This is a genomic window from Marivivens sp. LCG002 (assembly GCF_030264275.1).
In the GTDB taxonomy this organism is placed as follows: domain Bacteria; phylum Pseudomonadota; class Alphaproteobacteria; order Rhodobacterales; family Rhodobacteraceae; genus Marivivens.
The window spans coordinates 1,289,097-1,313,838 of record NZ_CP127165.1 but is presented as its reverse complement, the minus strand read 5'-3'; the positions used below and the strand labels follow the sequence as shown (position 1 = coordinate 1,313,838).

Here is a 24,742-nt window from a genome sequence, read left to right as displayed (position 1 = left end):
TTGGGCTGCAACCTATTGCGGCAAGCCGCCCGCGACAAGGGATCAGCCGCGATCTTTCCAGCGGACCATCTGTCGCATTATTCCGTGCATCATCTGAACATCCGCGCGGGTAAAGGGCATGCGGCTCCAGAGATTGCGCAGGTTCTGCTTCATATGGGCGGCTTTTTGTTCGGGAAAGAAGAAGCCCGCCTCTTCGAGCCGCTCTTCATAATGTTCCGCCAGACGCTCGACTTCGTGCTGTTCGGCCCATTCCCCGCCCATTTCCATGCGCTCGTGCACGATTTCGGTGCTGGCGCGGCGCCATTCATAGGCGCTCAGAAGCACGCATTGACCAAGGTTGAGTGACGAAAACTCGGGGTTCACGGGGACGTTGATAATGGCATTGGCCAGCGCGATATCGTCGTTTTCCATGCCCGCGCGCTCTGGTCCGAACATCACGGCGACTTTACCGCCTGCCGCGATTTTCTCAGCGGCTTCTTTCATCGCCGCTTCGGGCGAAAGCACAGGTTTGGTAAGCCCGCGCGGACGCGCCGTTGTCGCATAGACATAGGTGCAATCGGCCACCGCCTCGGCGGTCGTCTCGTAAAGCTGCGCTTCGTCCAAGAGCCGCCCTGCCCCCGACGCCATCGCAACGGCGCGCGAATTGGGCCAGCCGTCTCGCGGGCTTGTGATCCGCATCCGGTCAAGGCCGAAGTTCCACATTCCGCGCGCGGCGGCTCCGATGTTTTCGCCCATCTGCGGGCGAATGAGAACAAAGGCAGGTTGGGGCAATCCAGTCGGCATGGGCAATCCTTGGCTAATCGCGGCCCTGATAGGACGCACCCGCTTCCAGATCAAGCATACCTTTGCGCAAAGCCTTTGTAGCCAAGCGCAATTTTCCAAGATATACGCCCCCGAGACTCAAATATCGGAGATGTGACATGGCAAGCGATGCAGTAGACCTTCCGCAACTCTATCTGATCACCCCTTCGGATTTCGAACTTTCCACATTCAGCAATGATCTTGCCGCCTGTCTTGATGCGACCGAGATCGCTTGCGTGCGTCTCTCGCTTGCGACGCGCGACGAAGACCGTCTGTCGCGTGCAGCCGATGCGCTCCGCGAAATCACCCATGCGCGCGATATCGCACTGGTGATCGACGATCATGTGGCGATGGTCGAGCGTCTTGGTCTCGACGGTGTGCATCTGACCGACGGAGCACGCTCGGTTGGCAAGGTCCGCAAAACACTTGGCGAGGATGCCATCGTCGGCGCCTATTGCGGCAATTCGCGCCACGACGGCATGACCGCAGGGGAGTTGAACGCCGATTACGTAAGCTTCGGCCCACTTGCGAAAACTGCGCTTGGTCACACAGAGCCCGCAGAGCTCGAGCTTTTCCAATGGTGGTCGATGATGATCGAAGTGCCCTGCGTGGCCGAAGGCGCTCTGTCTCTCGATCTCGTCCGTCAGCTGTCCCAGCACACCGATTTCTTCGGGTTTGGCGACGAAATCTGGAAGACCGACAGCCCAGCCCAGACGCTTCTTGCCTTCCGCAAGGCGATGGAAGGTTAAGCGGTCAGAACACCCGCCTCTTCAAGGCTCGACCGCACCGCCGTTTCCAGATCCCGCGCAAGGACCTTGCGGTCCTTGTAATCGGCGACATTGACGGGGGCATGATAGACCAGTGTCACGCTGCCCTGTTTCGCAGCGGACAGCGTTTCCAAAAGATGGGTGCCGAAATCCATGTCGCCCCACCAGCCGTATTGGCGGGGGTCCTCTCCCTCTGCTGCACGATAAATCACCGAAACAGGCTGGATGGCGAGCGTATCGCGCAGCGCCTCGTCGAAGAACGCCGCAAAGAGCGTCGGCTTGAAGGGCAGGACACGGCGGCCATCGGTCGATGTGCCTTCGGGGAAAAACAAGAGCTTATGACCCGCGGTTAAACGTTCTTTGAAAATCTGGATATGCTTGGCCGCTTCGCGCGGGTCGCGGCGGATAAAGACCGTGCCCGTCGCCCGCGCAAGCCACCCGATCCCCGGCCATTTCGCGACTTCGGCCTTGGACACGAAGTAGATCCGCTTGCGACCATTGAGCGCAAAAATATCGAGCCAACTTGAATGGTTCGCCACCACTGCCCCCGGGCCCGTCATCGGCGTGCCTTGGGAATGATAGCCGATCCCGAGAATGCGAAAGGCATTCAGGCACACAAACTGGGTGATATAGGGGGTCAAGGGGCGCTTGACCCCGAACAGGGGGCGTTCGATCAGACGCACAAGAAGCAAGAGGATCAGGCAGCCGAACACCAAAATCCCGAGCGGAATCCCCCGATAGAGCACACGCACCCAGCCCATCAGGCTGATCGGCTTGTGTTCGGGTTCATCTCCCGGTCTCCATGTCATGCTCATGCTGGGGTCCTTTTGCTGTAAACTGCGCGCTGGCTTTCAGTCATTCGGGCGACATCCAGAATGAGGAGAACATCCGTCGAGTTGAACGCATGGTCAACAAAGGCGCCGTCCCCGACAAATCCACCGAGCCGAAGATAGGCCTTGATCAAAGAAGGAACCTTGAGCATGGCCGCACGGCGATCTTCAACAGGCATTGTAATGTCGGAATAGGCAAGCGCGTCGGGTCCGACAGCCACAGCGCGCAGATCGGGCGGCGCGCGGTGATTTTCGCTCAAGAGCGCAAGAGAAGGCCCGATGGCTTTGGTGTCCGTCCCTTGGAAAGAGGCCGTGCCGAACAGGATTTCCGTCTTGGTTGCGATGACATGATCCGAAACGGCGGACCAAAGCAAAAGCATTGCCTGTCCGCCCCGATAGTCGGGATGAAGGCACGAGCGCCCCAATTCGAGCAGCTTGCGCCCAGAGGACAAAAGCGGGCCCAGATCGAACTCGGCCTCCGAGTAAAACCCGCCCGCAGCCTTGGCCCGTGCCTCGTCCAAGAGACGATAGACACCGACTACCCTGCCCCGATCCTTAAGAAGAAGGTGGAGCGCGTGGGCGTCGAATGCGTCGCTTTCGATGCGTGCCTGATGATCGACCCCCTGACCCGCAGTCCCGAATTCGCGCACAAAGACATCATAGCGCAGCCTCAGCGCTTCCAGATGCTCGTCCTCGGTCTGGGCAAAGGACACGGTGAATTCGGGTTGGGTCAGGGGCATAGAAATTTCAGTAGAATTCGTTCTAGGTTGACGGATTTTTAACTTTATCGCCCAATGATTGCGTTAAGTTTACAGACGAACGATCATGAGCATGACCCGAGACCCATCAATCACCACTTTACCCTCATCGGGAAAGTTCACGGTGATACGGCCATTGATATTGGATTGGACCTGTCCCACGCCCCATTCGGGACAATCGGGATGGCGCACCAACATACCCGGCTCGAGGATCGAATTCAGCTCTTTCATCGCTTTCTCATGTCTTGGGGGCGCCTATGTATGAAGACACATTAGCAGCCTTGATCGGGTCGCGCATCTGTCATGACCTTGTCAGCCCCCTTGGCGCGATCGGCAACGGGGTCGAGCTTTTGGGCATGACGGGTGCCTCTTCGGGTCCTGAAATGGACCTCATCACGCAAAGTGTCCAGCACGCAAATGCGAAACTGTCGTTCTTTCGGCTTGCCTTCGGTGCCCATGGCGAGACTTTGATCAAGCCTGCGGATATGCGCAAGATCATTGCCGATTACACCCAAGGCACCAAGAACGATGTGACTTGGGCCATCGACACTCCGCTGACCCGATCACAAAGCCGACTTGCTCTCTTGGGGGTTCTTTGTCTTGAAACCGCGCTGCCTTTTGGAGGCAAGATCGAGGTGAGCCTGTCGGGAGACGTGTTCTGTCTTTATGCCAAGAGCGAGCGGCTTCTTTGGGACGATGCACTCTGGAAGCGGCTCTACACGCGCGATGTGACGGGGCTCTGCGCTGCGCAGGTGCAATTCGGGCTTTTGGCCAAGGGGCTGCCAGAACTCGGACGCCATGCCACGATTGTCGGCAACGAGACAGAGCGCGTGCTCCGTCTCGCTCCTGCCTGAGTTAGCTGCGGATCGTGCCGTTCCCGCGCACGAGGTATTTGAAGCTGGTCAGCTGTTCGACACCCACGGGGCCACGTGCATGCATTTTACCCGTCGCGATGCCGATTTCAGCGCCCATACCGAATTCACCGCCATCGGCGAACTGGGTCGAAGCGTTGTGCATCAGAATCGCGCTGTCGATCTCGTTGAAGAACCGCGCGACGACGGCGGGATCTTCGGCAATCACGCAATCGGTATGATTGGAGCTGTATGTGCGGATATGGGCAATCGCTCCGTCGATCCCGTCGACGATCTTGGCGGCGATATCCATATCGAGATATTCGCGGCCCCAATCGTCCTCGGTTGCGACATCGGTCCCGACAAGCCCTTCGCCGGCGTGAACGCGAACGCCCTTGTCCATCAAGGCCTTGACCAAATCCGCACCAAGGCTTTGGGCAATTTTGTGATCGAGCAAGAGACACTCGGCTGCGCCGCAAATCCCTGTGCGGCGGGTCTTGGCGTTGAGCACGACCTTCATCGCCTTTTCCGCGTCGGCCGAAGCGTCGACATAGACGTGCACAATGCCTTCGAGATGCGCGAACACAGGAACGCGGGCTTCGCTCTGCACCAGCCCGACCAGTCCCTTACCGCCACGGGGTACGATCACATCGATATACTCGACCGCGTGAAGCATCGCCTGAACGGCGGCGCGGTCACGGGTGGGGACAAGCTGCACACTATCGGCGGGCAAATTGGCTTTGACCAAACCGTCGACGATACAGGCGTGGATCGCGCGCGAGGAGTGGAAGCTCTCGGAGCCGCCGCGCAGGATCACCGCGTTCCCCGCCTTGAGGCAAAGCGCAGCGGCATCGGCGGTCACGTTCGGGCGGCTTTCGTAGATCACGCCGATCACGCCCAACGGCGTGCGCACACGCTGGATGTTGAGCCCAGTCGGACGGTCCCAATCGGCAATGACTTCGCCAACAGGATCACGCAGTTCGGCCACGGCACGAAGACCGTCGACGATGCCGCGAATACGGTCTTCGTCAAGCATCAGGCGGTCCATCATCGCGTCGCTGAGGCCTTTGCCTTTGCCGAACTCAAGATCCTTGAGGTTGGCTTCGATGATATCGTATCGGCCTTTCCAGACGGCCTCGGCCGCACCGATGAGAGCGGCATGTTTGCGCTCGGCACTCGCGGTCGCAAGAACCGTCGCGGCGGTGCGCGCCCGCGACCCCAGATCACGCATCATTTCGGAAATATCGATCGCGTCCGTCATGACACTCTCCTTAAATAACCATGTCGTCACGATGGATGAGCGCGGCTCGACCTTCGTAACCTAAAATGCTTTCGATCTCGGCAGAGCGGCGCCCCATGATCAATCGCGCCTCGGCGGCGGTATAGCGGGCAAGGCCGATGCCCAAATGCTCGCCTTGGGTCCCGAGAATTTCAATCGGATCACCGCGCCCGAATTGCCCCTGAACCGAGGTCACCCCCGCAGGCAAGAGGCTCTTGCCGTTCTGGAGCGCGGTCATCGCGCCCGCATCAAGGTGAACGCTGCCCTTGGGCTTCATCGAGCCGATCCAGCTTTTGCGGGCATCTTTGGGGTCGACATGCGCTTTGAACCACGTGCAGTTCGCACCGTTTTCAAGCGCAGTCAAAGGGTTAATGGTCGATCCTAATGTGATCGCCATATCGCAACCCGCGTCCGTCGCCATCCGCGCAGCAAGAAGTTTGGTGATCATCCCGCCCTTGGAGAGGCCCGAAACGCCCTCTCCTGCCATAGCTTCGATTTCGGGGGTCAAACGCTCGACCACGTCGAAACGCTTGGCGGTGGGGTCGATGTTCGGATTGCCACTGTAAAAACCGTCGACATCCGACAGAAGAATGAGCTGATCCGCCCCGACGGTCACGGCCACCTGAGCGGCAAGCCTGTCGTTGTCGCCATAGCGGATCTCATCGGTCGCGATGGTGTCGTTTTCGTTCACGATCGGCGTAACGCCGAGCGACAAAAGCGTTTCCATCGTGGCGCGCGAATTGAGATAGCGGCGGCGGTCCGCGCTATCTTCGAGCGTGACAAGCACCTGTCCCGTGACGATCCCGAGCGGGGCGAGCACCTCTTCATAGGCCCGCGCAAGCCGGATTTGACCGACAGCCGCAGCCGCTTGCGATTGTTCAAGCGCAAGGTTCCCCTTGGGGAGCCCCAGAACACCGCGACCAAGGGCAATCGACCCCGACGACACAAGGACGACATCGGTGCCACGCGCCCTGATCCGCGCCACATCCTCGGCCAACGACACAAGCCAGTCCTGACGCAATGCGCCGGTGTCACGATTTACAAGAAGCGCCGAACCGATTTTGACAACAAGCCGTTTGGCTTCACTTAGGGTCGCCAAGGCGCATCCTCCTCATCGCCTCCACGTTCGGCGGCGCGGCCCGCTTCGATTTCGCGGCGCAGAGCGCGCAACACATCGGTGACGCCTTCACTCGTCGCGCCCGACATCAAAAGCACTGTCTCGCCTGTCGCCTCTTCCAGTTCGGATTTGAGGAAGGCGCGCTCTTCATCGTCAAGCGTGTCGATCTTGTTCAGCACGGTGACGCGCGGCTTGTCGGCGAGATCGCCACCATAGGCCTCAAGCTCGCCGATGATGGTCTCATAGTCGCCCACCGGATCACCGGAGGTTCCATCCACAAGATGCAAAAGCACGGCGCAACGCTCTACGTGCCCGAGGAACATATCGCCAAGACCGCGCCCTTCGGAGGCGCCTTCGATAAGACCGGGAATATCTGCGACAACGAATTCATGACCATCGACCGCGACGACCCCGAGATTGGGAACGAGCGTGGTAAAGGGGTAATCGGCGATCTTGGGACGTGCGTTGGAGGTCGCGGCAAGGAAGGTCGACTTGCCCGCATTCGGGAGCCCGAGAAGACCCGCATCGGCAATCAGCTTGAGCCGGAGCCAGATGGTCCGCTCGATTGCGTCCTGACCGGGGTTGGCGCGGCGCGGCGCCTGGTTCGTGGCGCTTTTGAAGTGCAAGTTGCCCCATCCGCCGTTGCCACCCTTGGCCAGAACGATCCGCTGACCGACCTCGGTCAGGTCGGCGATGACGGTTTCCTCGTCCTCGTCGATGATCTCTGTGCCGACGGGAACGCGCAGGATGATGTCATCCCCGCTGGGACCCGTCCGACCGTTGCCCATACCAGGGCGTCCGTTCTCGGCAAAGAAGTGCTGTTGATAGCGAAAATCGATCAGCGTGTTCAATCCGTCGACCGCTTCAGCGATCACATCACCGCCGTGGCCGCCGTCGCCGCCGTCTGGGCCGCCGAACTCGATGAACTTTTCTTTTCGGAAGGACACACATCCGTTCCCGCCCGCGCCGGAGCGAATGTAAACTTTTGCCAGATCAAGGAACTTCATGTGTGGTGCTTTCAATAAAAACTTAGGTTGTTGCACTAGTCTATTCGGCAGCGCTTCTCAAGGTGCGGCTTGGCTTGCAACATGCCAAACGACAAAAAGGCCACCGTTCGAGCGGTGGCCCCTTGGAATTTCCATCGGGGCCAGCCGCATGCCGCCCCGTCAGCCGCGTTTTATCGCGTCATCTTGAGCGTATAGGTCCAGGTTGGGACCTTGCTGTTGCGCGCCACCGAAAAGGCTTCGGCGTCGCCCAGATATTCGAACCCGCAATTGGTCAGGACACGCGCCGATCCGGGTGCATCCTGAAACACTTCGGCAAAGAGCGTCGCCGCCCCGTGCGGATTTGCTGCGACCATGGCCTGAACCGCAGCCGTTGCTACACCCGTGTTCCAGAAGGCAGGCGCGACCCAATAGAAGATCTCGCTCTGACTGCGCTCCATCCGCTCGAGGCTGATGATGCCCATCACCTCGGATGAACCGAAATCCGAACCGTCGATCGCCCAGACATCCTCGCTCCGGTCCTCTTTGAGCGCACGCTCGATAAAGGCTTCGGTGCTGCCCGGCGGCAAAGGATGCGGGATCGAGCGTGTGCCAAGTGCCACGCGCTTGTCCGCCGCATACATAGAGATCAGACCTGCATCGGACTTGCGCAGCGGACGCATCACGAAACGCTCTGCCGCAACGACAGGTTGAGACCACGTTTTATCCAACATATGCTTTCCTCCTCGAAAAGCTAACGACCTGTGCACTGCTCCCATTAGGCACCGTCTACAAACTATTTATGTCACTGACGAAAAACAAAAAGGGGACCGGCAGTGCCGATCCCCGATTTTCTGCAACCTTTAGGGTTTCGGCTTACTCAGCGGCCTCCGCCACGGGGAGAACCGAAATAAAGGTGCGGCCCTTGAGGCCGGTGTGGAACTTTACAGCGCCGTTGGCAGTCGCAAAGAGCGTGTGATCTTTGCCCATGCCTACGTTCTGACCAGCCCAGACTTTGGTGCCGCGCTGACGAACGATGATGTTGCCAGCAACAACAACTTCGCCACCGAACTTCTTAACGCCGAGACGACGACCAGCGGAGTCACGACCGTTACGGGATGAACCGCCTGCTTTCTTGTGTGCCATTGGGGATTACTCCTCTACTTTGGCAGCTGCTTTCTTGGCAGCCGGCTTTTTCTTCGGGGCAGCTTCGACGACCTTGGTCGATGCGCCGATCGCAGCTTTTACACCCGACTTGTCTGCACCCGACTCAACGATGTCGGTGATGCGGACGAGGGTAAGTTGCTGACGGTGACCACGGGTACGCTTGGAGCCGTGCTTACGACGACGCTTCACGAAGCTGATGGTCTTTTCGCCTTTGATCTGGTCGATCACTTCAGCCTGAACGCCGGCACCTGCAACAAGCGGAGCACCAACGGTCGAACCGATCATGAGAATCTCGTTGAACTGGATTTTGTCGCCAGCTTCGGCGGCCAGTTTCTCGACACGCAGTACGTCGCCTGCAGCGACTTTATACTGTTTGCCGCCGGTTTTGATAACCGCAAACATATGATATTCCTTCATTTTCCGCGTCGGCAGGTCCCTCTTGCGAGGCGTTCGATGCACCTAAGTGCTACCCTTTGACAGCGCGCCCGTTTGGGCGAGATTTTCAAGTGTCCCGACAGAAGACCTGTCGAGATGGCGGCTTATCGTGAGATTTCCCCCAAAAGTCAACAGCCAATAGGCCCGAAACCCCAGTCTTTCCTAGAGCTCGGATTGTTTCATCCGCGCCGCTGCTGCCGCCCCGACCGCACGATTGAGCGCATTGAAGAGATCGTCATAGGCGACGAACAGCGCCTTGTTGAGCGCCCTGCCCGCCTCGGTTCGGCTAAAGGCGATGTAATTTTCAAGATCGGCTTCGGACAACGGGCTGTAGGCAAGGTTGAGGAACCCATAAATCCATTCGGTCGTCGAGGCGCGGATTTCGGCCTCCTGATTGGCAACATCGCTCAGGAGTGTGTCGGCCGTGGTCTGGCCTTCGAATGCGCCATTGTCGAGGAGCCCCATAAAGAAGGCATAATTCCCGTTCATGCCGCCGACCACATTCATTTCGATCAGGTCGTTTACTTCGACGAACTCCTGAATGAGGCGCATCTTGGCGGAAGGATCGGCAAGAGCCTCGGCCCCCGAGGCCTTGGCCGCGTCCGAGACCGCATCATCAAGCATTGCCGTGCGCGCCGCGACCTCGAGTTCGACAATCCGCGCGCCCGGATCGGTTTCGAAATAGGCCGTGATTGCACCGAGATCTTCGCCGTCGAGTTCACGGGCAAAGCCCGAAATCAACTGTTCACGCATCCAGTCGGCGCGATAGATCGCCTCCAACTGCGCGTCCCAAGCCGCATCGCCCGCGCCAAAGAACATCTCGGCGATATTCTCGCCATAGGCAAAGCTTTCCTGACGCATCACCTCGACGATCTGGTCCTGCCCGAGAAGCGCAAAGAGTTCTTCCATCTCAGCGGGCTGCACTTCGGCGGCGGCCGGCATTGCCGCGGCGCAGGAAAAAGCAACGGCTCTTATAGCATTCATCATCTGCAAAACTCCCCGATCTGCTTCATATACTAATGGGCCAAGCCGAGACTTCCAAGCAAATGACAAAGAGTTCAGCACCTTGGAGAGGGATTTCGCACAAAAATGTAAATTACCTCTTGCACCCGTTTCGAGGTATCAGTAAACGCCCCTCACCAAGACCGCGGAGAGGTGCCGGAGCGGTCGAACGGGGCGGTCTCGAAAACCGTTGTGGGTGCAAGCCCACCCAGGGTTCGAATCCCTGTCTCTCCGCCATTTTGCATCCCAGTTACTAGATGCAATCATTCAAAAAACTGAGTAATATCAGTGCGTTGAAGGCGCAATACCCAAATAAGACGTCCCCAACACCGCATACTGCTTTGATTTTTGCTACGGTTTTTGCTACGGTATCCCATATTTTTTTGGAGCCCGTATGTCTCTTCTTATCCGCAACAATGTTTATTATCTTCGTCGTCACGTTCCAACTCAGTATCAGTCCATTGAGCGGCGAAAAGAGGTTTGGATTTCACTAAAGACTGACTCGCTCAAAGAAGCCCAAGCTAAAGAACCTATAGTCTGGGAAAAAATGATCAGAGGATGGGAGGCGTTGCTGCAAGGCAATAGCGCAGATGCCTACGAACGGTTTGCTGGCGCCAAATCACTCGCAAACAATCATGGCTTCGATTACCTACCCGCGAAACAGGTCGCAGAACTTCCAATCTTCGACCTCCTGAAACGCATCGATGTCGTTAAAAGAGGCGGTGACCACTTGGCGCCCGCCATCCTCGGTGCATATGAGGCCCCCTCCCTAACGATCTCAGGCGCACTTGAAGAATACTTGAAAATCACGCCTGACTTGATCCTCGGAAAAAGCGAAGACCAAAAGCGTAAGTGGGCTAATCCGCGCAAGAAAGCCATCAGTAATTTCATCGACGTCGTAGGTGATATTGAACTCTCAAAGTTGAACCGCACACATATGATGCAGTTCCGCGACTGGTGGGCTGGGAGAATACAAACAGAAAATATGACACCTAACTCAGCGAACAAAGATTTCGTGCACTTGGTTGGCATACTGAAAAAAGTAAATGACCTTCAAGGACTAGGACTAGATCTCCCAATCAACGGCTTGAAGTTGAAGGAAAGACCAAAAGCAGAGCGACTACCGTTCTCCGATGAGTGGATCAAAAACCGTTTGATGCCAGAAGATGCCCTCCGGGGCCTCAACGCGGAAGCAAGAGCAATATTTTTGGGAATGATCAACACCGGTTACCGTCCGAGTGAGGCAGCAGGCCTAACGCCAGAGCGCATTCGCCTCAACCATGAAACTCCTCATATTCTCATCGCTCCAGAGCCGGGCAGGCAGTTAAAGAACAATACCTCTCGCCGTGTGATACCGCTGGTCGGGATCTCATTGAAAGCATTTAGTGATTTCCCAAATGGTTTCCCTCATTATCGAGAACGCACTTCATCTCTATCTGGCACACTCAATAAATTCCTTAGAGAGAATAATTTATTCGAATCCGATAACCAAGTGGTCTACAGCTTACGTCACAGTTTTGAAGATCGGATGATACGAGCGGGTATCGACGAAAGAGTGCGCCGTGAACTCATGGGGCACTCGCTTGGCCGACAAAAATACGGCCAAGCAGGCGGATTAGAATTTATAGCAAGCGAACTTAGCAAGATCGCTCTCTAGGCATCAATTGACCGAAAAGATCTTGCGCGCTCAAGCGCAGCTTTCTCCGCCTTCACAGATTCATGCTCTTTTTCCAGTCTTCTAAAAATCGGCAAGTAAGCCTCATTGCTATCGAGACCCCCTGCAACTGTTGCCATAGATGCTTGTAATTCAGCTTCGAGATCGTCCAACCTGGACCTGTAAGATTCAATTTTTCCTATTCTCATTAATTAATCCTTAGGGCCCTAAGGCGGGCAAACCCGAAGGAACAACTCCTTCCCTAGGTAAAATTGACTCAATGATTTCGTAACTATTAACATCTTGGCCAAAATCGATTTGGCCCTTATAAATAAGCAAAAAAAAGATTGATCAGACATATTTGATTACCTCCAGACCACTGCATGATGACCTTTTGGCTGATCGAATTATTTTCCCATCAATCCGGCTTTGGAACTGGTTGAGGAATTCGCGCCGCACGATCTATTCCACGCGAACGAAATCAACGGTAAGGCTCGAGCCACTCTTTGCCGATCACTCAAAATTATTATTATAAAAATACCACCTGAACCTCGGGCAGTTGCCTGGCTGCAAGGCTCAAAAATAAATTCAGGGAACCTGTAACTTTTAATCGTGGTATGTTGGCAAACAGGTTGGCTACCTGCGTCCTCACATCTAGGCGGTTGCTTCGACTGCGTCTGGATCCTGGTACAGCAGGACAACGGACACCGCACGGATCTGCTCACACACAGGTTGATTGGCTTCCCTGACCCTCGTGATTGGTTAATTCGAATTATCCGCGCGGCTTTCTGCTCGGTCTTGAAGGACAACCGAAAGCACCACTTTAGAGCAAGCACTGATCTGCGTGCTCAAAACCCTTCGTAAGCTTAAGTGGGAAAACTCAACGCTCGGACCAGGGCGTTTTATAATTCGCCACTCCGAAGCTTTTGCAAGCAGTGTTGATTTGCAAAGAGATTCATCACAGCCAGCAACGGCAAACCTACATGGTCGGACACAGATCCCGAGGTTGAATGAATAATTCAAGGACCACTTCGAAAATATTCAGCATCCTTCTCGCCTGACAGGCGACTTGATCAAAATTTATAAAACTGCAGCCTACCTCAGGCACCCCTGTTGCGCGGCTCCACGAAGGCCCTCGGACCAGCATACTACGTTTACTAGCTTCAGGCAGCTCAGCTTACCTGAATCGATCCAAAGTTAAGTCCACTAGTCATTGAGAGCTGGGTAAAAACCTGAAGGACTCGTTAAGATGCAATTTCTTTAAGCAAAAAATTAATACCTTGTAACTATTTTACCGCTTATGGATTTACTTAAGCGGAGGCATGTAATGTGCCATTTTCAAGCATCTGAAGCGAGCCCAAGCATCGCTACGGATAAATTTATTTCGGAGAACTTTGCGGATAAATATCCGACGATCTTTTACGCAGAAGACCTTTTCAAGGAGAGAGTGAATAGCTGCCGAGGGATCATATCAAAGGATCAACTTGATGCGCTCGAAGACGGTAAATTTATTACGCCAACTGCCCATACCAAGCACTTTGCATGGTTAGCAACGATTGAGTTGGCCAATAGAAAAGTCACAGAAGCCATCCAAGGAACATCCGACCCAATAGGTAACATCGCTCATGTTGGCGCTATCAGCGGAAAGGTTCGCCTTGAAACATTCAAGCACGCAAACTCCAACCTAGTCCCTAGCCAGCACTACAAGAAAGCGGCGCAAATCCGAGCAGACTTTGAATCCTATGCTCGTCAAAAGATGCGCAGGAGCAACGGACTAGAATATCACATCTTAACAGTTGGACCCCGCGTCATGGCTGACGGTGTCGGCCAGCAGGTCAACCAGCTCAATGAAAAAATTAAACTTCTGAGGCAAGAACTTAGGAGGCATCATCAGTCAGAAATAATTCTGACCACCATTGAACTTGCCTCTTCAGCAAAAACAAACAGCTTCCATGTCCACGCTAACTGTATTTTGGAGATGCCCCGAAAAGCGCTCTACGACGCCCATGCGCGCCAGAGAAGACTAGACTGCATTGACGATGCGTCTTCTTATCAACCAAACGCTGGGCCTGTTAGAAATATTCAAGCCGTCGCAAAATATATTACAAAATCTGACGACATCCTAAAGATCGCTTCCCTCGATCAATCGACTATCAGAACCCTAGCTATCGCCATGAAAGCAAAGCAAATGTTCCGGCCGGGCGGTCCCTTCGCTGACTATCGGCGCTCGGAACAATATAAACTGGAAGCTCCCGCTAAGGTCAGGAGCGGTAATCGGCAAGCTCTACTTATGGTGAGAAAGGATCCCAGAACGGAAGGTCCCGAAAAATCTAATTATTCAAGAAGACCTTTGGAAGCTGACAAGCATGCCGATGATCGTCCCATAACCAATATCCTATGCGGCAGATATATGGGGTATTCTCCCGGATTTTACTTCAAAGAACCAATTCTCAGGATCAAAAATTATGATCCCAACACATCCGACATAGCGAGCCGGGCTCGGCTTAAATCTCATCTGGCACAGAAAGATTTGTTTTCATTCGAGCGCAACTCTGGGATGACTGCGGCCAAAGCTGTCGAGTTTTCAGACTGCCTGACAGATTTGCTTACCAATATTAGTGATTTGAAAGCCGATATAGAGGCCAAATTGATCTCAGAGGCCCTAGTAGCGACCCTTGAGAGTGACACATCAGATAGAAGACTTTCAGCGAAGCGAGCACCTATCGAAGAGCGGTCGCATGATGAAGTAATCGAACAAATTCTGCCATCAAGCAATGACCTTAAAGAAGTCTGGTCGTGGACATCATGTTTGGCAATTCAGCGTCCGATCGCAGAATTTAAGGACTTTACGCCTGCCAACATGCCTCCCCCAGAAAGAAATAGCTACTTTTACTGAGATAACTCTGCTTACTATATGTTCACTATATCACCGGTAATTATTCATTTTATAAATTTTTCCAACCATAAATATTTATAGACCAACTAGCACTTGCCATGCCCCGAAGTTCTATAAATTCTAGCATAGATATGGGAATGGTATCTATATTAGACCTTCCACCACATCCCTTACTATGCCCGCGAGCTCAAAACCTCTGAGTTCGACCAACGCTTTAAGCCTAGCCCTCTTACCCAATTTCTAGTTCTTAACTCACACAATCGGCGACATCAGCCATTAAACTAGACAGTGTTTCAGGTTGTAGCCTCAGTGCCTCGGGTAACTCCAAAATAACCTCCTCGAGAACCTCTGCAGTAATTAATGCCATTTCACAGCCATAACTGGCTCTCGTCCCGTCTGGGTTTTGCTCTAGCCATTCTTGATAGTCCTGCTCTTCAAAATAGCCCACTGCTGCTAGGCCTATGATTGGGGTCGCAGCTATAAGCCTTTGGAGCCGAGATTTTGCTTTAGCTTTCAGAACAGCCCTAGATATGTCTTTTCGATGAGATATCGCGGACGCCGCGACTGAAGCGGACAGAGCCGCTGATAGGCTAAATACGAATACTGCCAAAGATAATGAAGTTACCGCAAGCGATACAACCAAGATCAGAAGTATGATAGACTTTCGGGCTAGACCTAAGAGCATTCAAACGACCAACCGTGCTTCCTGCTACAAATCATTCGGATGCCTCGCTGACTAGTGAAACTTTCCCAATTTGGGAGTTTGGTCCAAAGTCCTTGTGCTTCAACATCCCATTTTCGATATAGAGCTTATCGATTTCGTATTTTTTCCAGGCAATCGCTTTCAGACTATCATCGTGTTCATCCGCAATCAGAAGGTATCGCTCCCCTTCAAGCTCTACAATTTTCAAGAATTCAGGATCAGCGTTACTAGCAAGATTATCAACAATCTCATTAACTACCTTCGGATCGTCGACCCTATCGACCGCAAAATAACATACGCCTTCGTAAGTCAGCACACCTGCCCCAACAAACAAGCCCGCAATAATGGTTGCAGGTGCCATTACGATCGCAGCGGCTGTGCCTATCAAGCCTCCCGTGCCACCCATGATTCCAACAGTTCCGGCGGCCGAGGCACCTCCTGCAGTGGATCCAATCATAGTGGCACCAGTCACCGCATTAGTTAGTGTGTAGAACCCAGCCGCTTTGGCGCCCAATCCAGCTGTTGCTAGTGCGCCAGCTGATGCCGCCGCGGCACCTGCGCCAATACCACCGATTAATTGACTTGGCCGATAATCACAGGCTCCCGCTGCGACCATTGATGGCACCACAACAACCGCTGACACAAGCGCCAAGCTTGATTTTAACTTAACCATCGAGGTATCCCACAAAAACAAATTATCGTATCAGTTTAGCTCGAAAAATTTATTTATAAAATAATTTTCAATTTCTCCGTCGAGTTACAAAAGTAATGCGTTCCAGTCTCCACATTCAGAATACACTTCAACCGAAGTCGAGCCCCCTTGACCTGCCCCCCACCTGTCCCTCGTTCATAACGAGAGTCTGCGGGTTTGTGCTGATGCGCGCAGAAGTTTGATCTCGCTCCAAGAAGCCTGCATTATGACGCGTCGCGCTTGGGAAAACCATAACGAAAGGTATTTTGGTGGTTCTCTGGTTCGGCTTGGCGCGCCATTCTTTTCGACACCACCGGAAATGCAACACATCACTAACATTGAGCAAACCGGCACGAAGTCGCTCAATGAACTTCTCGCGTATTATCCTGTGTCCGATAACGCCAAACTGGAAGATTGGCATGAATTCATCACGAGGGCGCAGTTGAAATCCACTGAGATCGAAAGGCTAAAATTGAGGCTTGAAGGTCCAAAACCGTTCCCCCGCTGATTAAAAAATTTTTTGAAAGAAACTCATATTTTTTAAACTGCACTGAGTAGATATTCGGTGAAGCTTCATGGCGTGAACGATGCTTGCCCATTGCGGACTTGCCTGACTTGCTTAGCGAACATGCCATTCGTCATTCGCACACGTTCTGATTGCCGAGCTTGTAGCCGCCTTCAGGTTCATCTACTTTCAATCCAGACCCATCTGAAGGGACATTCCCGAATGCTCAAAGATGACTTTATGACGTGAGAGAACTCGCCCACCAGCGCAAATTAGTTGAAAAGACGGCTAATCAGTTCGCGCCCTAAGGTAAAGGGCCCGAATTTAAGGTTGGAGGGGTGTGGTGCTTTCGCAAGAAAGAGATCAACCGCTGGACAGCCCAGCAGCAAAAAGAAGAGAAACAAAAATGACAGGCCAGCAGCAACGAGAAGAATTACACCGCCAGATCTGGGCTATCGCTAATGATGTGCGCGGGGCCGTCGACGGATGGGATTTCAAGCAATTCGTCTTGGGCGCTCTCTTTTACCGGTTCGTCAGCGAGAACTTCACCACCTACATCGAAGGCGGTGATCCGAGCGTCAACTACGCGGCCATGCGTGACGCGGATATCCCCAATGAGGTTGTCGACGATGCTGTAAAGACGAAAGGCTATTTCATCTACCCCTCACAGTTGTTCAAGAATTTGGCCAAATCCGCAAACACCAACGAAAGCCTGAACACGGACCTCGCTGCAGTCTTCAAGGCAATCGAAGGTTCGGCAAATGGCTATGCCTCTGAGCAAGACATCAAAGGCCTGTTCTCGGATTTCGACACCACCAGTAACCGCCTCGGCAATACCGTTGCACAAAAGAACGACCGCCTTGCCAAAGTTCTCAAAGGAGTGGAAGGGCTAAAGCTCGACTTCGCGGACGCGCAAGGCGACCCCTTCGGTGATGCTTACGAATTCCTGATCTCCAACTACGCCGCCAACGCGGGCAAGTCGGGCGGCGAGTTCTTCACGCCCGCGCATGTGTCCAGGCTGATCGCGCAGCTCGCCATGCACGGCCAAACCCGCGTGAACAAGATCTACGACCCCGCTTGCGGCTCTGGCTCGCTCCTCTTGCAGGCCAAGAAGCACTTCGATGACCACATCATTGAAGACGGCTTCTTCGGGCAGGAAATCAACTACACCACCTACAACCTCGCCCGCATGAACATGTTCTTGCACAACATCAACTACGACAAGTTCAACATCCAGCACGGCAACACGCTGGAAGACCCGCATTTTCTGGACGACAAACCCTTTGACGCCATCGTCTCCAACCCGCCCTATTCGGTGAAATGGAAGGGGTCGGACGACCCGACCCTAATCAACGACGAACGCTTTGCCCCCGCGGGCGTCTTGGCCCCAAAATCCAAGGCCGATTTTGCCTTTGTCCTGCACGCGCTGCATTACCTCTCGTCGCGAGGCCGCGCGGCGATTGTCTGCTTCCCAGGCATCTTCTATCGCGGCGGGGCGGAGCAGAAGATCCGCCAATATCTGGTCGACAACAACTATGTCGAAACCATCATCGCGCTGGCGCCCAATCTGTTTTTCGGCACCACCATCGCGGTGACGATCCTTGTGCTGGCGAAAAACAAGCAAAACACCGATGTGCAGTTTATTGATGCCAGCGGCGAGGCGTTTTTCCGCAAAAGCACCAACACCAACCTGATGGAGGACCGCCACATCGACGAGGTGCTGCGGCTCTTTGCCAGCAAAGAGGCAGTGCCGCATGTGGCGCAGAACATCAGCCAGCAAAAGATCATGGATAATGATTATAACCTCTCGGTCAGCGCCTATGTGGAGCCAAAGGATACGCGCGAAGTGACGGATATTGTCACCCTTAACGCCGATATTGCGAAGACGGTGGAACGGATCACCGATCTACGCGCGCAGATCGACGCGATCGTGGCGGAGATCGAGGCGTGAGTGGTTTGGGCTATCTGGAGCGCCTTTTGGATGGGGCGGCGGTGGAATGGCTGCCGCTTGCGAGTATCGCGGGCTACTCAGAAACTCGTATTGGTTTCCAAGCCGTAGATAAATCCAATTATGTAGGAGTTGACAATCTCGTTCAAAACAGGGGCGGACGGGTTGAATCTAATTACGTTCCCACCAGCGGAAACCTAACCGAATACCGTGAAGGCGATATCCTAATCGGTAACATCAGGCCGTATCTTCGAAAAATTTGGCTGGCTGATCGGAGCGGCGGAACGAATGGTGATGTGCTGGTCGTCAATCTCAAATCGCCAAGCATTTCACCCAGCTATCTTTATCAGGTATTGTCCGACGAAAAGTTCTTTGAATACAACATCCAGCATTCTAAAGGGGCGAAAATGCCCCGTGGAAGCAAATCAGATATTCTGCAATACCTCATCCCCATCCCCTGCCCAGAGGACCCGCAGAAGTCATTGGCGATTCAGGGGGAGATTGTGCGGATATTGGACGCGTTCACCGCGCTGACCGCAGAGCTTACCGCAGAGCTTACCGCCCGCAAAACCCAATACAACCACTACCGCAACCAACTCCTCAGCTTTGACGGCGGGGATGTGGAGTGGAAGACGCTGGGGGAGGTTTTCCATCTGCGCGCGGGTCAGCATATTAGCGCAACGGGCATCGAGAAAGAAGCGTCCGATTCACATGCTTTTCCCTGTTTTGGGGGAAATGGAGTTCGTGGCTATGTGCAAGAAAAAAGTCACGTGGGTGATTTCCTGCTAATTGGTCGCCAAGGCGCATTGTGTGGGAATGTCCAGCGAGCCAAGGGCGCTTTTTATGCAACGGAACACGCTGTTGTTGTCAGGGCAACTGAGGCTATGAATGTAGATTGGGCCTATCATTACTTAACGATCATGAACCTAAATCAATATGCATCCCAAGGATCGCTGCCAGGTTTAGCGGTTGGAAACTTGCAAAATCTGAAAATTCCCGTCCCCTCCCTCGCCGAGCAAGCCCGCATCGCTAACATCCTCGACACATTCGACACGCTGACCACCTCCCTCAGCGAAGGCCTGCCCCGCGAAATCGCGCTGCGGCAAAAGCAATATGAGTATTACCGCAATCTGCTGCTGAGCTTTCCCAAGGGGGATAAGGCATGACCAAAACCCTTGAAGAAATCGCCAAGCAGCTGCGCGATGCCAATAAAAAAGTCCAATTGATATACGCTTTCAACGGCACCGGCAAAACCCGCCTGTCCCGCGCGATGAAGAAGCTGATTGCCCCCAGGATCGAGGGTCACGACACCCCCGCCCGTAACAAGATCCTCTACTACAGCGCCTTCACCGAAGACCTGTTCTACTGGGACAATGATCCAGTCGATGATTATGAATATAAACTTATGATCCAGCCCAACACTTTTATTGACTGGATTTTGCAAAACAGAGGTCAAGAGCACAATATCGTCAGCAATTTCCAGCGCTACACGAGCCGGAGCGTCACCCCAACGTTCCCGCCTGAGACTGTGGTTAAAATCATTGATGATAAACGCACCAACGTCCTAACCCACAAAGAAGTGCGATTTGCATACACCGGCGGGAACAACATTCAGGAAAACATAAAGATTTCCAAGGGCGAAGAAAGCAATTTAATTTGGAGCATCTTCTATGCGCTCTTACTAGAGGTCAATGAGATACTCAAAGAGCCCGACCCAGCCAACCGCGACGACAACGAATTTGATCAGCTCGAATATGTGTTCATTGATGATCCTGTCAGCTCCCTTGATGAAAACCACTTAATAGAATTGGCTGTTGATCTCGCAGGTTTGATATCATCTAGTCGATTTGAAAATGGCCGCGGCGTGAAATACGTTGTGACTACACACAATCCGCTGTTCTTTAATGTTCTTTGCAAAGAGTTGAACGGCGCTGCGCGATACCTCCTTAGGAAAAATGCCGCCGGAACATACTCACTTGAGGCCAAGAATGGCGCTGCCAACAAAAGCTTTGCTTACCACCACCATCTTATTAGTGAACTGAAAGAAGCAATTGCCAAAAATGAAGTGCAGAAGTTCCATTTTAATTTACTTCGCAACATATATGAAAAGACAGCGAACTTTTTGGGGTATGAGCATTGGACCAAACTTCTCTCGACGGCTCCAGCCGGTCGTGCGGAATATTTGAAGAAACTGACAAACCACTTTAGTCATCGCGAACTTTCATTTGAAGAAGTAGCGGAACCTACAGATGTTCAAAAGGAAGACGTGGCGGTTCTTTTGGAAAATTTGATTAACAACTACGGTTATTGGAAGCAGGACGCGCAGGATGGTTGAGACTCTGACCCCCATTGCCGAGAGCAAGAATTTCATCGTTCTGGACGCCTACAAGCGCATCGAGGATACCGCCAAGGGCTACCAGAGCGAAGATGATCTGGAGCGTGAACTGGTTCGGGATCTGGTCGATCAGGGCTATGAGTTTCGTTCCGACATCACCTCATCTCAGGCAATGCTCGCCAACATCCGCCTGCAATTGCAGGACCTGAACAGCGTCGTCTTTTCAGATACTGAATGGGCGCGTTTCGTCGAGACTTATTTGGATAGGCCCAGCGAAGGGATCCTCGACAAGACTCGCAAAATCCATGACGATTACATCCATGATTTTGTTTTTGACGATGGGCGTATTCAGAACATCCATTTGGTCGACAAACGCAACAAGGCCCGCAACACGCTGCAGGTGATCAAGCAGTTCGAGCAAACCGGCTCTCATGCGAACCGCTATGATGTGACGATTTTGGTGAACGGTCTGCCGATAGTGCAGATCGAGCTAAAGCGGCGCGGAGTGGCAATCCGTGAGGCATTTAATCAGATCCATCGATACAGCAAAGAGAGCTTCAACAGCGAGAATTCACTCTTTAAGTTCCTGCAGCTCTTCATCATCTCGAACGGCACCGACACCCGATATTTCGCCAACACCACGAAGCGCGACAAAAATAGCTTCGACTTCACGATGAATTGGGCGCAATCAGACAATGGCTTGATCCGGGATCTGAAGGACTTCACCGCGACCTTCTTGCAAAAGCGCACGCTTCTGGATGTGTTGCTGCAATACTCAGTATTCGATGTAAGCGATACCCTGCTGGTCATGCGACCCTACCAGATCGCCGCGACGGAACGCATTCTGTGGAAGATACGCAGTTCTTTTCTGACCAAGACTTGGAGCAAGCCTGAAAGCGGCGGCTTCATCTGGCACACCACGGGTTCAGGAAAGACCCTGACCAGCTTCAAAACCGCAAGACTGGCAACTGAACTTGATTTCATCGACAAAGTGTTCTTCGTAGTCGACCGCAAAGATCTCGATTACCAAACTATGAAGGAATACCAACGATTTTCTCCCGACAGCGTCAACGGATCGGAGAGCACTGCTGGGTTGAAGCGCAATCTGGAGAAGGACGACAACAAGATCATCGTTACCACGATCCAGAAGCTGAACAACTTGATGAAGGCAGAAGCGGATTTGCCTGTCTACGACAAGCAGGTAGTGTTTATCTTCGACGAATGCCACCGTAGCCAGTTCGGCGAGGCGCAAAAGAACCTGAAAAAGAAATTCAAAAGGTTCTATCAGTTTGGTTTCACTGGAACACCGATCTTCCCGGAGAACGCTTTGGGCACGGAAACCACCGCCAGCGTGTTTGGGCGTGAGTTGCATTCATACGTGATAACCGATGCCATCCGTGATGAAAAAGTCCTAAAATTCAAAGTCGACTACAATGATGTGCGGCCGCAATTCAAAGCCTTTGAAAGCGAACAGGACCAGAAAAAGCTAAGTGCTGCAGAAAACAAAGAAGCCCTGCTGCATCCGGAACGGATCACGAAAGTTTCAGAGTATATCCTCAACAATTTCCGCCAGAAGACACACCGATTGAAGTCCGGCAACAATGGCTTCAACGCCATGTTTGCGGTCAGTAGCGTGGATGCCGCAAAGTTATACTATGAGGTGTTGCGCACCTTACAGGTAAGCACCGACAAACCCCTTAAAATCGCGACGATCTTCTCTTTCGCCGCGAATGAAGAGCAAGATGCCGTCGGAGATATTCAGGACGAGAGTTTCGATGTCTCAGCTATGAATAGCAGCGCGAAGGAATTTCTCAGTTCGGCGATCAACGACTATAATGCCAATTTCAAGACAAGCTTCGGCGTCGACGGTCAAGGATTCCAAAACTATTACCGAGACTTGGCGAAGCGCGTTAAGTCCAGAGAAGTCGACCTTCTGATCGTAGTCGGAATGTTCCTTACTGGTTTCGACGCGCCAACTCTAAATACTTTGTTCGTCGACAAGAACCTGCGATTTCACGGGTTGATGCAAGCCTTCTCTAGGACGAACCGGATCTACGACGCGACCAAAGCGTTTGGCAATATAGTCGCCTTCCGCGATCTCGAACAAGCTACCATTGATGCGATCACGCTGTTCGGGGACAAGAACACAAAAAATGTCGTTCTCGAAAAGAGCTATCACGAATACATGAAAGGTTTCCACGATCGGGAAAATGGGGATGCCCGACGCGGTTTCGTCGACATTTTGAATGAACTTGAAAGCAGCTTTCCAAACCCAGGTGAGATCAACAGGGAGACAGATAAGAAAGCGTTTGCGAAGCTGTTTGGTGAGTATTTGAGGGCCGAGAATATCCTGCGGAATTATGATGAGTTTGCAGCGCTTCAAGCTTTTCAAAGTTTGGATGTCAATGATGCAATGGCTGTCGAGAGTTTCAAGGCGCAGCACTATCTGAACGACGACGACCTGCATGAAATGGCGAAAATTAATCTTCCAGCAGAACGCAAGATCCAGGACTACAAGTCGACCTATAACGACATTCGCGACTGGTTGCGGAAAGAGACAAGTGCAAGCGATGACGGAAAGTCTAACATCGACTGGGACGATGTGGTGTTTGAGGTTGATCTCCTCAAGTCGCAGGAAATTAACCTCGATTATATCCTCGAACTGATTTTCGAAAAAAGCAAGAAGTCGAAGGACAAGGCAGGACTGATTGATGAAGCCCGCCGCGCCATTCGAGCCAGCCTCGGCAACCGAGCAAAAGAGAGCCTAATCGTTGACTTCATCAATCTGAAGGACCTTGATCAACTCGACGACAAAGCAAGCCTGATAAATGCGTTCTTCGCCTTCGCTCGGCAAGAGCAACGACGCGAAGTGGAGGAGATCATCGCTTCAGAAGATCTGAATCGCGTGGCGGCAAAACGCTATATCGCAATGTCGGTCAAACGGGAGTTCGCATCTGATAATGGGGCCGACCTAAATGCCATATTGCCTAAAATGAGCCCGCTGAACCCGCAGTTCCGAAGTAAGAAGGCGATAGTATTTGAGAAGATTTCCGCCTTTGTTGATAAGTTCAAAGGTGTCGGTGGCGAGCTATGAGCGATCTGAAACTCTTCCGGATTGGCGGAACGGACGTCTGCGAGGTGCATGGCACTTCGCTCGCGCTTGAGAAATCTCTGCAAACGCTCATCGAGGAGAACCTAGAGACCTTTCTCGGTGTCCACTTCTTGGCGTCCGAGTTTTCCACTGGCCGCGACCATGGAGGGCGGATGGACACGCTCGGCATAGATGAAAATTCCTGCCCTGTGATCATCGAATATAAGCGTTCCTCTAACATGAACGTCATAAATCAGGGCCTGTTTTATCTGGACTGGCTTGTGACGCACCGCGGCGATTTTGAGATGCTGGTATTGAAGAAGTTCGGCGAGAAGGTCGCCCAATCAGTCGAATGGTCATCGCCGCGCCTTATATGCATCGCGGGCGACTTCTCTCGTTATGACGAGCATGCGATCAAGCAGATGAACCGCAACATCGAACTCATCCGCTACATGAAATTCGATGATGACCTGCTGCTGTTGGAACAGGTTAATGCGGCCTCTGCTCCGCTGAACGGCGTGATCGCGGCAGCTAAGGCTGAGAGCGGAGCCGACAGCGGGCAAAAGCAGAAATACACCACCGTGTCGCAGTATCTCGACAGGGCGGACGTTGAGCTGCGCGCCCTCTTTGATACGGTAAAGGAGCATCTTGAAGGGTTGGGGGATGACGTGCAGTTCAAGGTGCTGCGCTTCTATTTCGCGTTCAAGCGGATCAAGAATTTCGCCTGCGTCGAGATCAAGACCCAGGAGCGCAAGTTGATCGTCCACGTCAAGGTTGACCCCGACACTATCGCGCTGGAAGACGGCTTTACCCGCAACGTGCGCAATATCGGCCATTTCGGCACCGGCGATCTGGAAATCACCATCCGTTCGATGGAAGATTTCGAGAAAGCCAAGCCATTGTTCGAGCGCAGCTATGAGAATGCGTGA

The 24,742-nt window shown here is 53.1% G+C and carries 21 protein-coding genes, 1 tRNA gene and 1 pseudogene; 11 read left to right on the top strand and 12 right to left on the bottom strand.

Annotated features, from left to right (window positions below):
* Positions 1-42 precede the first annotated feature (42 nt).
* Complete coding sequence (locus tag QQG91_RS06485) at positions 43-783, bottom strand: RNA methyltransferase (RefSeq protein ID WP_285772153.1); 741 nt, start codon at positions 781-783, stop codon at positions 43-45.
* A gap of 137 nt (positions 784-920) precedes the next feature.
* Between QQG91_RS06485 and QQG91_RS06480 the strand changes: the two genes are divergently transcribed.
* Positions 921-1,550, top strand: a complete 630-nt coding sequence (locus QQG91_RS06480; RefSeq protein WP_285772152.1) for a thiamine phosphate synthase — start codon at positions 921-923, stop codon at positions 1,548-1,550.
* Here QQG91_RS06480 and olsA read toward each other — a convergent pair.
* From olsA to QQG91_RS06465, 3 genes are all read right to left on the bottom strand, one after another.
* Entirely contained in the window at positions 1,547-2,383 is an 837-nt protein-coding gene (gene olsA / locus QQG91_RS06475; RefSeq protein WP_285772151.1) for a lyso-ornithine lipid O-acyltransferase, read from the bottom strand. The two genes, QQG91_RS06480 and olsA, sit on opposite strands and share 4 nt — an antisense overlap.
* Positions 2,380-3,138 (bottom strand): GNAT family N-acetyltransferase, encoded by a 759-nt coding sequence (locus QQG91_RS06470; protein WP_285772150.1) that lies wholly within the window; start codon positions 3,136-3,138, stop codon positions 2,380-2,382. Before QQG91_RS06470 ends, olsA begins: the two co-directional genes overlap by 4 nt.
* 69 nt (positions 3,139-3,207) lie before the next feature.
* Entirely contained in the window at positions 3,208-3,387 is a 180-nt protein-coding gene (locus QQG91_RS06465; protein ID WP_285772149.1) for a DUF3553 domain-containing protein, read from the bottom strand.
* Between the two features lie 26 nt (positions 3,388-3,413).
* Here QQG91_RS06465 and QQG91_RS06460 point away from each other — a divergent pair, with 26 nt between their 5' ends.
* Positions 3,414-4,010 carry a histidine phosphotransferase family protein gene (locus QQG91_RS06460; protein ID WP_285772148.1) on the top strand — a complete coding sequence of 199 codons (597 nt, stop codon included), beginning with the start codon at positions 3,414-3,416 and terminating at the stop codon, positions 4,008-4,010.
* Position 4,011: 1 nt separating this feature from the next.
* On the opposite strand, the gene QQG91_RS06455 is transcribed toward QQG91_RS06460, so the two are convergent.
* The 7 genes and pseudogenes from QQG91_RS06455 to QQG91_RS06425 all read right to left on the bottom strand — a co-directional run bounded on the left by QQG91_RS06455 (position 4,012) and on the right by QQG91_RS06425 (position 9,975).
* Positions 4,012-5,268 carry a glutamate-5-semialdehyde dehydrogenase gene (locus QQG91_RS06455; protein ID WP_285772147.1) on the bottom strand — a complete coding sequence of 419 codons (1,257 nt, stop codon included), beginning with the start codon at positions 5,266-5,268 and terminating at the stop codon, positions 4,012-4,014.
* Between the two features lie 10 nt (positions 5,269-5,278).
* The gene (gene proB, locus QQG91_RS06450; RefSeq protein WP_285772146.1) at positions 5,279-6,385 is read right to left on the bottom strand and encodes a glutamate 5-kinase; all 1,107 of its coding nucleotides are present in this window, start codon (positions 6,383-6,385) and stop codon (positions 5,279-5,281) included.
* Positions 6,373-7,410, bottom strand: coding sequence for a GTPase ObgE (obgE, locus tag QQG91_RS06445; protein WP_285772145.1), 1,038 nt, complete (start codon positions 7,408-7,410; stop codon positions 6,373-6,375). The genes proB and obgE overlap by 13 nt, the downstream gene beginning before the upstream one ends.
* 170 nt (positions 7,411-7,580) lie before the next feature.
* Entirely contained in the window at positions 7,581-8,120 is a 540-nt protein-coding gene (locus QQG91_RS06440; protein WP_285772144.1) for a GNAT family N-acetyltransferase, read from the bottom strand.
* A gap of 142 nt (positions 8,121-8,262) precedes the next feature.
* Entirely contained in the window at positions 8,263-8,532 is a 270-nt protein-coding gene (gene rpmA / locus QQG91_RS06435) for a 50S ribosomal protein L27 (RefSeq protein WP_285772143.1), read from the bottom strand.
* A gap of 18 nt (positions 8,533-8,550) precedes the next feature.
* Positions 8,551-8,955: pseudogene (gene rplU / locus QQG91_RS06430) on the bottom strand (50S ribosomal protein L21); the annotation flags it as partial.
* Positions 8,956-9,150: 195 nt separating this feature from the next.
* Positions 9,151-9,975 (bottom strand): DUF2059 domain-containing protein, encoded by an 825-nt coding sequence (locus QQG91_RS06425; RefSeq protein ID WP_285772142.1) that lies wholly within the window; start codon positions 9,973-9,975, stop codon positions 9,151-9,153.
* 162 nt (positions 9,976-10,137) lie between these two features.
* Here QQG91_RS06425 and QQG91_RS06420 point away from each other — a divergent pair.
* The 3 genes from QQG91_RS06420 (at position 10,138) to QQG91_RS06410 (ending at position 14,540) form a co-directional block, all read left to right on the top strand.
* Positions 10,138-10,227, top strand: a tRNA-Ser gene (locus QQG91_RS06420).
* A 157-nt stretch (positions 10,228-10,384) separates the two neighbouring features.
* Positions 10,385-11,647 (top strand): DUF6538 domain-containing protein, encoded by a 1,263-nt coding sequence (locus tag QQG91_RS06415; protein ID WP_285772141.1) that lies wholly within the window; start codon positions 10,385-10,387, stop codon positions 11,645-11,647.
* Between the two features lie 1,324 nt (positions 11,648-12,971).
* Positions 12,972-14,540: a hypothetical protein gene (locus QQG91_RS06410; RefSeq protein WP_285772140.1), complete on the top strand. Its 1,569-nt coding sequence runs from the start codon at positions 12,972-12,974 to the stop codon at positions 14,538-14,540.
* A gap of 716 nt (positions 14,541-15,256) precedes the next feature.
* Here the strand turns inward: QQG91_RS06410 and QQG91_RS06405 are convergent.
* Complete coding sequence (locus tag QQG91_RS06405; protein WP_285772139.1) at positions 15,257-15,916, bottom strand: hypothetical protein; 660 nt, start codon at positions 15,914-15,916, stop codon at positions 15,257-15,259.
* Positions 15,917-16,160: 244 nt separating this feature from the next.
* On the opposite strand from QQG91_RS06405, the gene QQG91_RS06400 reads away from it, so the two are divergent.
* The 6 genes from QQG91_RS06400 (at position 16,161) to QQG91_RS06375 (ending at position 24,742) form a co-directional block, all read left to right on the top strand.
* Positions 16,161-16,442, top strand: a complete 282-nt coding sequence (locus tag QQG91_RS06400) for a hypothetical protein (RefSeq protein WP_285772138.1) — start codon at positions 16,161-16,163, stop codon at positions 16,440-16,442.
* Between the two features lie 403 nt (positions 16,443-16,845).
* Positions 16,846-18,390: a type I restriction-modification system subunit M gene (locus QQG91_RS06395; RefSeq protein WP_285772137.1), complete on the top strand. Its 1,545-nt coding sequence runs from the start codon at positions 16,846-16,848 to the stop codon at positions 18,388-18,390.
* Positions 18,387-19,553, top strand: coding sequence for a restriction endonuclease subunit S (locus tag QQG91_RS06390; protein WP_285772136.1), 1,167 nt, complete (start codon positions 18,387-18,389; stop codon positions 19,551-19,553). The genes QQG91_RS06395 and QQG91_RS06390 overlap by 4 nt, the downstream gene beginning before the upstream one ends.
* The gene (locus QQG91_RS06385) at positions 19,550-20,722 is read left to right on the top strand and encodes an AAA family ATPase (protein ID WP_285772135.1); all 1,173 of its coding nucleotides are present in this window, start codon (positions 19,550-19,552) and stop codon (positions 20,720-20,722) included. Before QQG91_RS06390 ends, QQG91_RS06385 begins: the two co-directional genes overlap by 4 nt.
* Positions 20,715-23,816, top strand: coding sequence for an HsdR family type I site-specific deoxyribonuclease (locus tag QQG91_RS06380; protein WP_285772134.1), 3,102 nt, complete (start codon positions 20,715-20,717; stop codon positions 23,814-23,816). The genes QQG91_RS06385 and QQG91_RS06380 overlap by 8 nt, the downstream gene beginning before the upstream one ends.
* Positions 23,813-24,742 carry a DUF5655 domain-containing protein gene (locus QQG91_RS06375; RefSeq protein WP_285772133.1) on the top strand — a complete coding sequence of 310 codons (930 nt, stop codon included), beginning with the start codon at positions 23,813-23,815 and terminating at the stop codon, positions 24,740-24,742. The genes QQG91_RS06380 and QQG91_RS06375 overlap by 4 nt, the downstream gene beginning before the upstream one ends.

What these genes read in the sequence shown, in the direction of transcription:
- QQG91_RS06485 (WP_285772153.1), bottom strand. Translation starts at nt 783, where the DNA reads ATGCCGACTGGATTGCCCCAACCTGCCTTTGTTCTCATTCGCCCGCAG.
- QQG91_RS06480 (WP_285772152.1), top strand. Translation starts at nt 921, where the DNA reads ATGGCAAGCGATGCAGTAGACCTTCCGCAACTCTATCTGATCACCCCT.
- olsA (WP_285772151.1), bottom strand. Translation starts at nt 2,383, where the DNA reads ATGAGCATGACATGGAGACCGGGAGATGAACCCGAACACAAGCCGATC.
- QQG91_RS06470 (WP_285772150.1), bottom strand. Translation starts at nt 3,138, where the DNA reads ATGCCCCTGACCCAACCCGAATTCACCGTGTCCTTTGCCCAGACCGAG.
- QQG91_RS06465 (WP_285772149.1), bottom strand. Translation starts at nt 3,387, where the DNA reads ATGAAAGAGCTGAATTCGATCCTCGAGCCGGGTATGTTGGTGCGCCAT.
- QQG91_RS06460 (WP_285772148.1), top strand. Translation starts at nt 3,414, where the DNA reads ATGTATGAAGACACATTAGCAGCCTTGATCGGGTCGCGCATCTGTCAT.
- QQG91_RS06455 (WP_285772147.1), bottom strand. Translation starts at nt 5,268, where the DNA reads ATGACGGACGCGATCGATATTTCCGAAATGATGCGTGATCTGGGGTCG.
- obgE (WP_285772145.1), bottom strand. Translation starts at nt 7,410, where the DNA reads ATGAAGTTCCTTGATCTGGCAAAAGTTTACATTCGCTCCGGCGCGGGC.
- QQG91_RS06440 (WP_285772144.1), bottom strand. Translation starts at nt 8,120, where the DNA reads ATGTTGGATAAAACGTGGTCTCAACCTGTCGTTGCGGCAGAGCGTTTC.
- rpmA (WP_285772143.1), bottom strand. Translation starts at nt 8,532, where the DNA reads ATGGCACACAAGAAAGCAGGCGGTTCATCCCGTAACGGTCGTGACTCC.
- QQG91_RS06425 (WP_285772142.1), bottom strand. Translation starts at nt 9,975, where the DNA reads ATGATGAATGCTATAAGAGCCGTTGCTTTTTCCTGCGCCGCGGCAATG.
- QQG91_RS06415 (WP_285772141.1), top strand. Translation starts at nt 10,385, where the DNA reads ATGTCTCTTCTTATCCGCAACAATGTTTATTATCTTCGTCGTCACGTT.
- QQG91_RS06410 (WP_285772140.1), top strand. Translation starts at nt 12,972, where the DNA reads ATGTGCCATTTTCAAGCATCTGAAGCGAGCCCAAGCATCGCTACGGAT.
- QQG91_RS06405 (WP_285772139.1), bottom strand. Translation starts at nt 15,916, where the DNA reads ATGGTTAAGTTAAAATCAAGCTTGGCGCTTGTGTCAGCGGTTGTTGTG.
- QQG91_RS06400 (WP_285772138.1), top strand. Translation starts at nt 16,161, where the DNA reads ATGACGCGTCGCGCTTGGGAAAACCATAACGAAAGGTATTTTGGTGGT.
- QQG91_RS06395 (WP_285772137.1), top strand. Translation starts at nt 16,846, where the DNA reads ATGACAGGCCAGCAGCAACGAGAAGAATTACACCGCCAGATCTGGGCT.
- QQG91_RS06385 (WP_285772135.1), top strand. Translation starts at nt 19,550, where the DNA reads ATGACCAAAACCCTTGAAGAAATCGCCAAGCAGCTGCGCGATGCCAAT.
- QQG91_RS06380 (WP_285772134.1), top strand. Translation starts at nt 20,715, where the DNA reads ATGGTTGAGACTCTGACCCCCATTGCCGAGAGCAAGAATTTCATCGTT.
- QQG91_RS06375 (WP_285772133.1), top strand. Translation starts at nt 23,813, where the DNA reads ATGAGCGATCTGAAACTCTTCCGGATTGGCGGAACGGACGTCTGCGAG.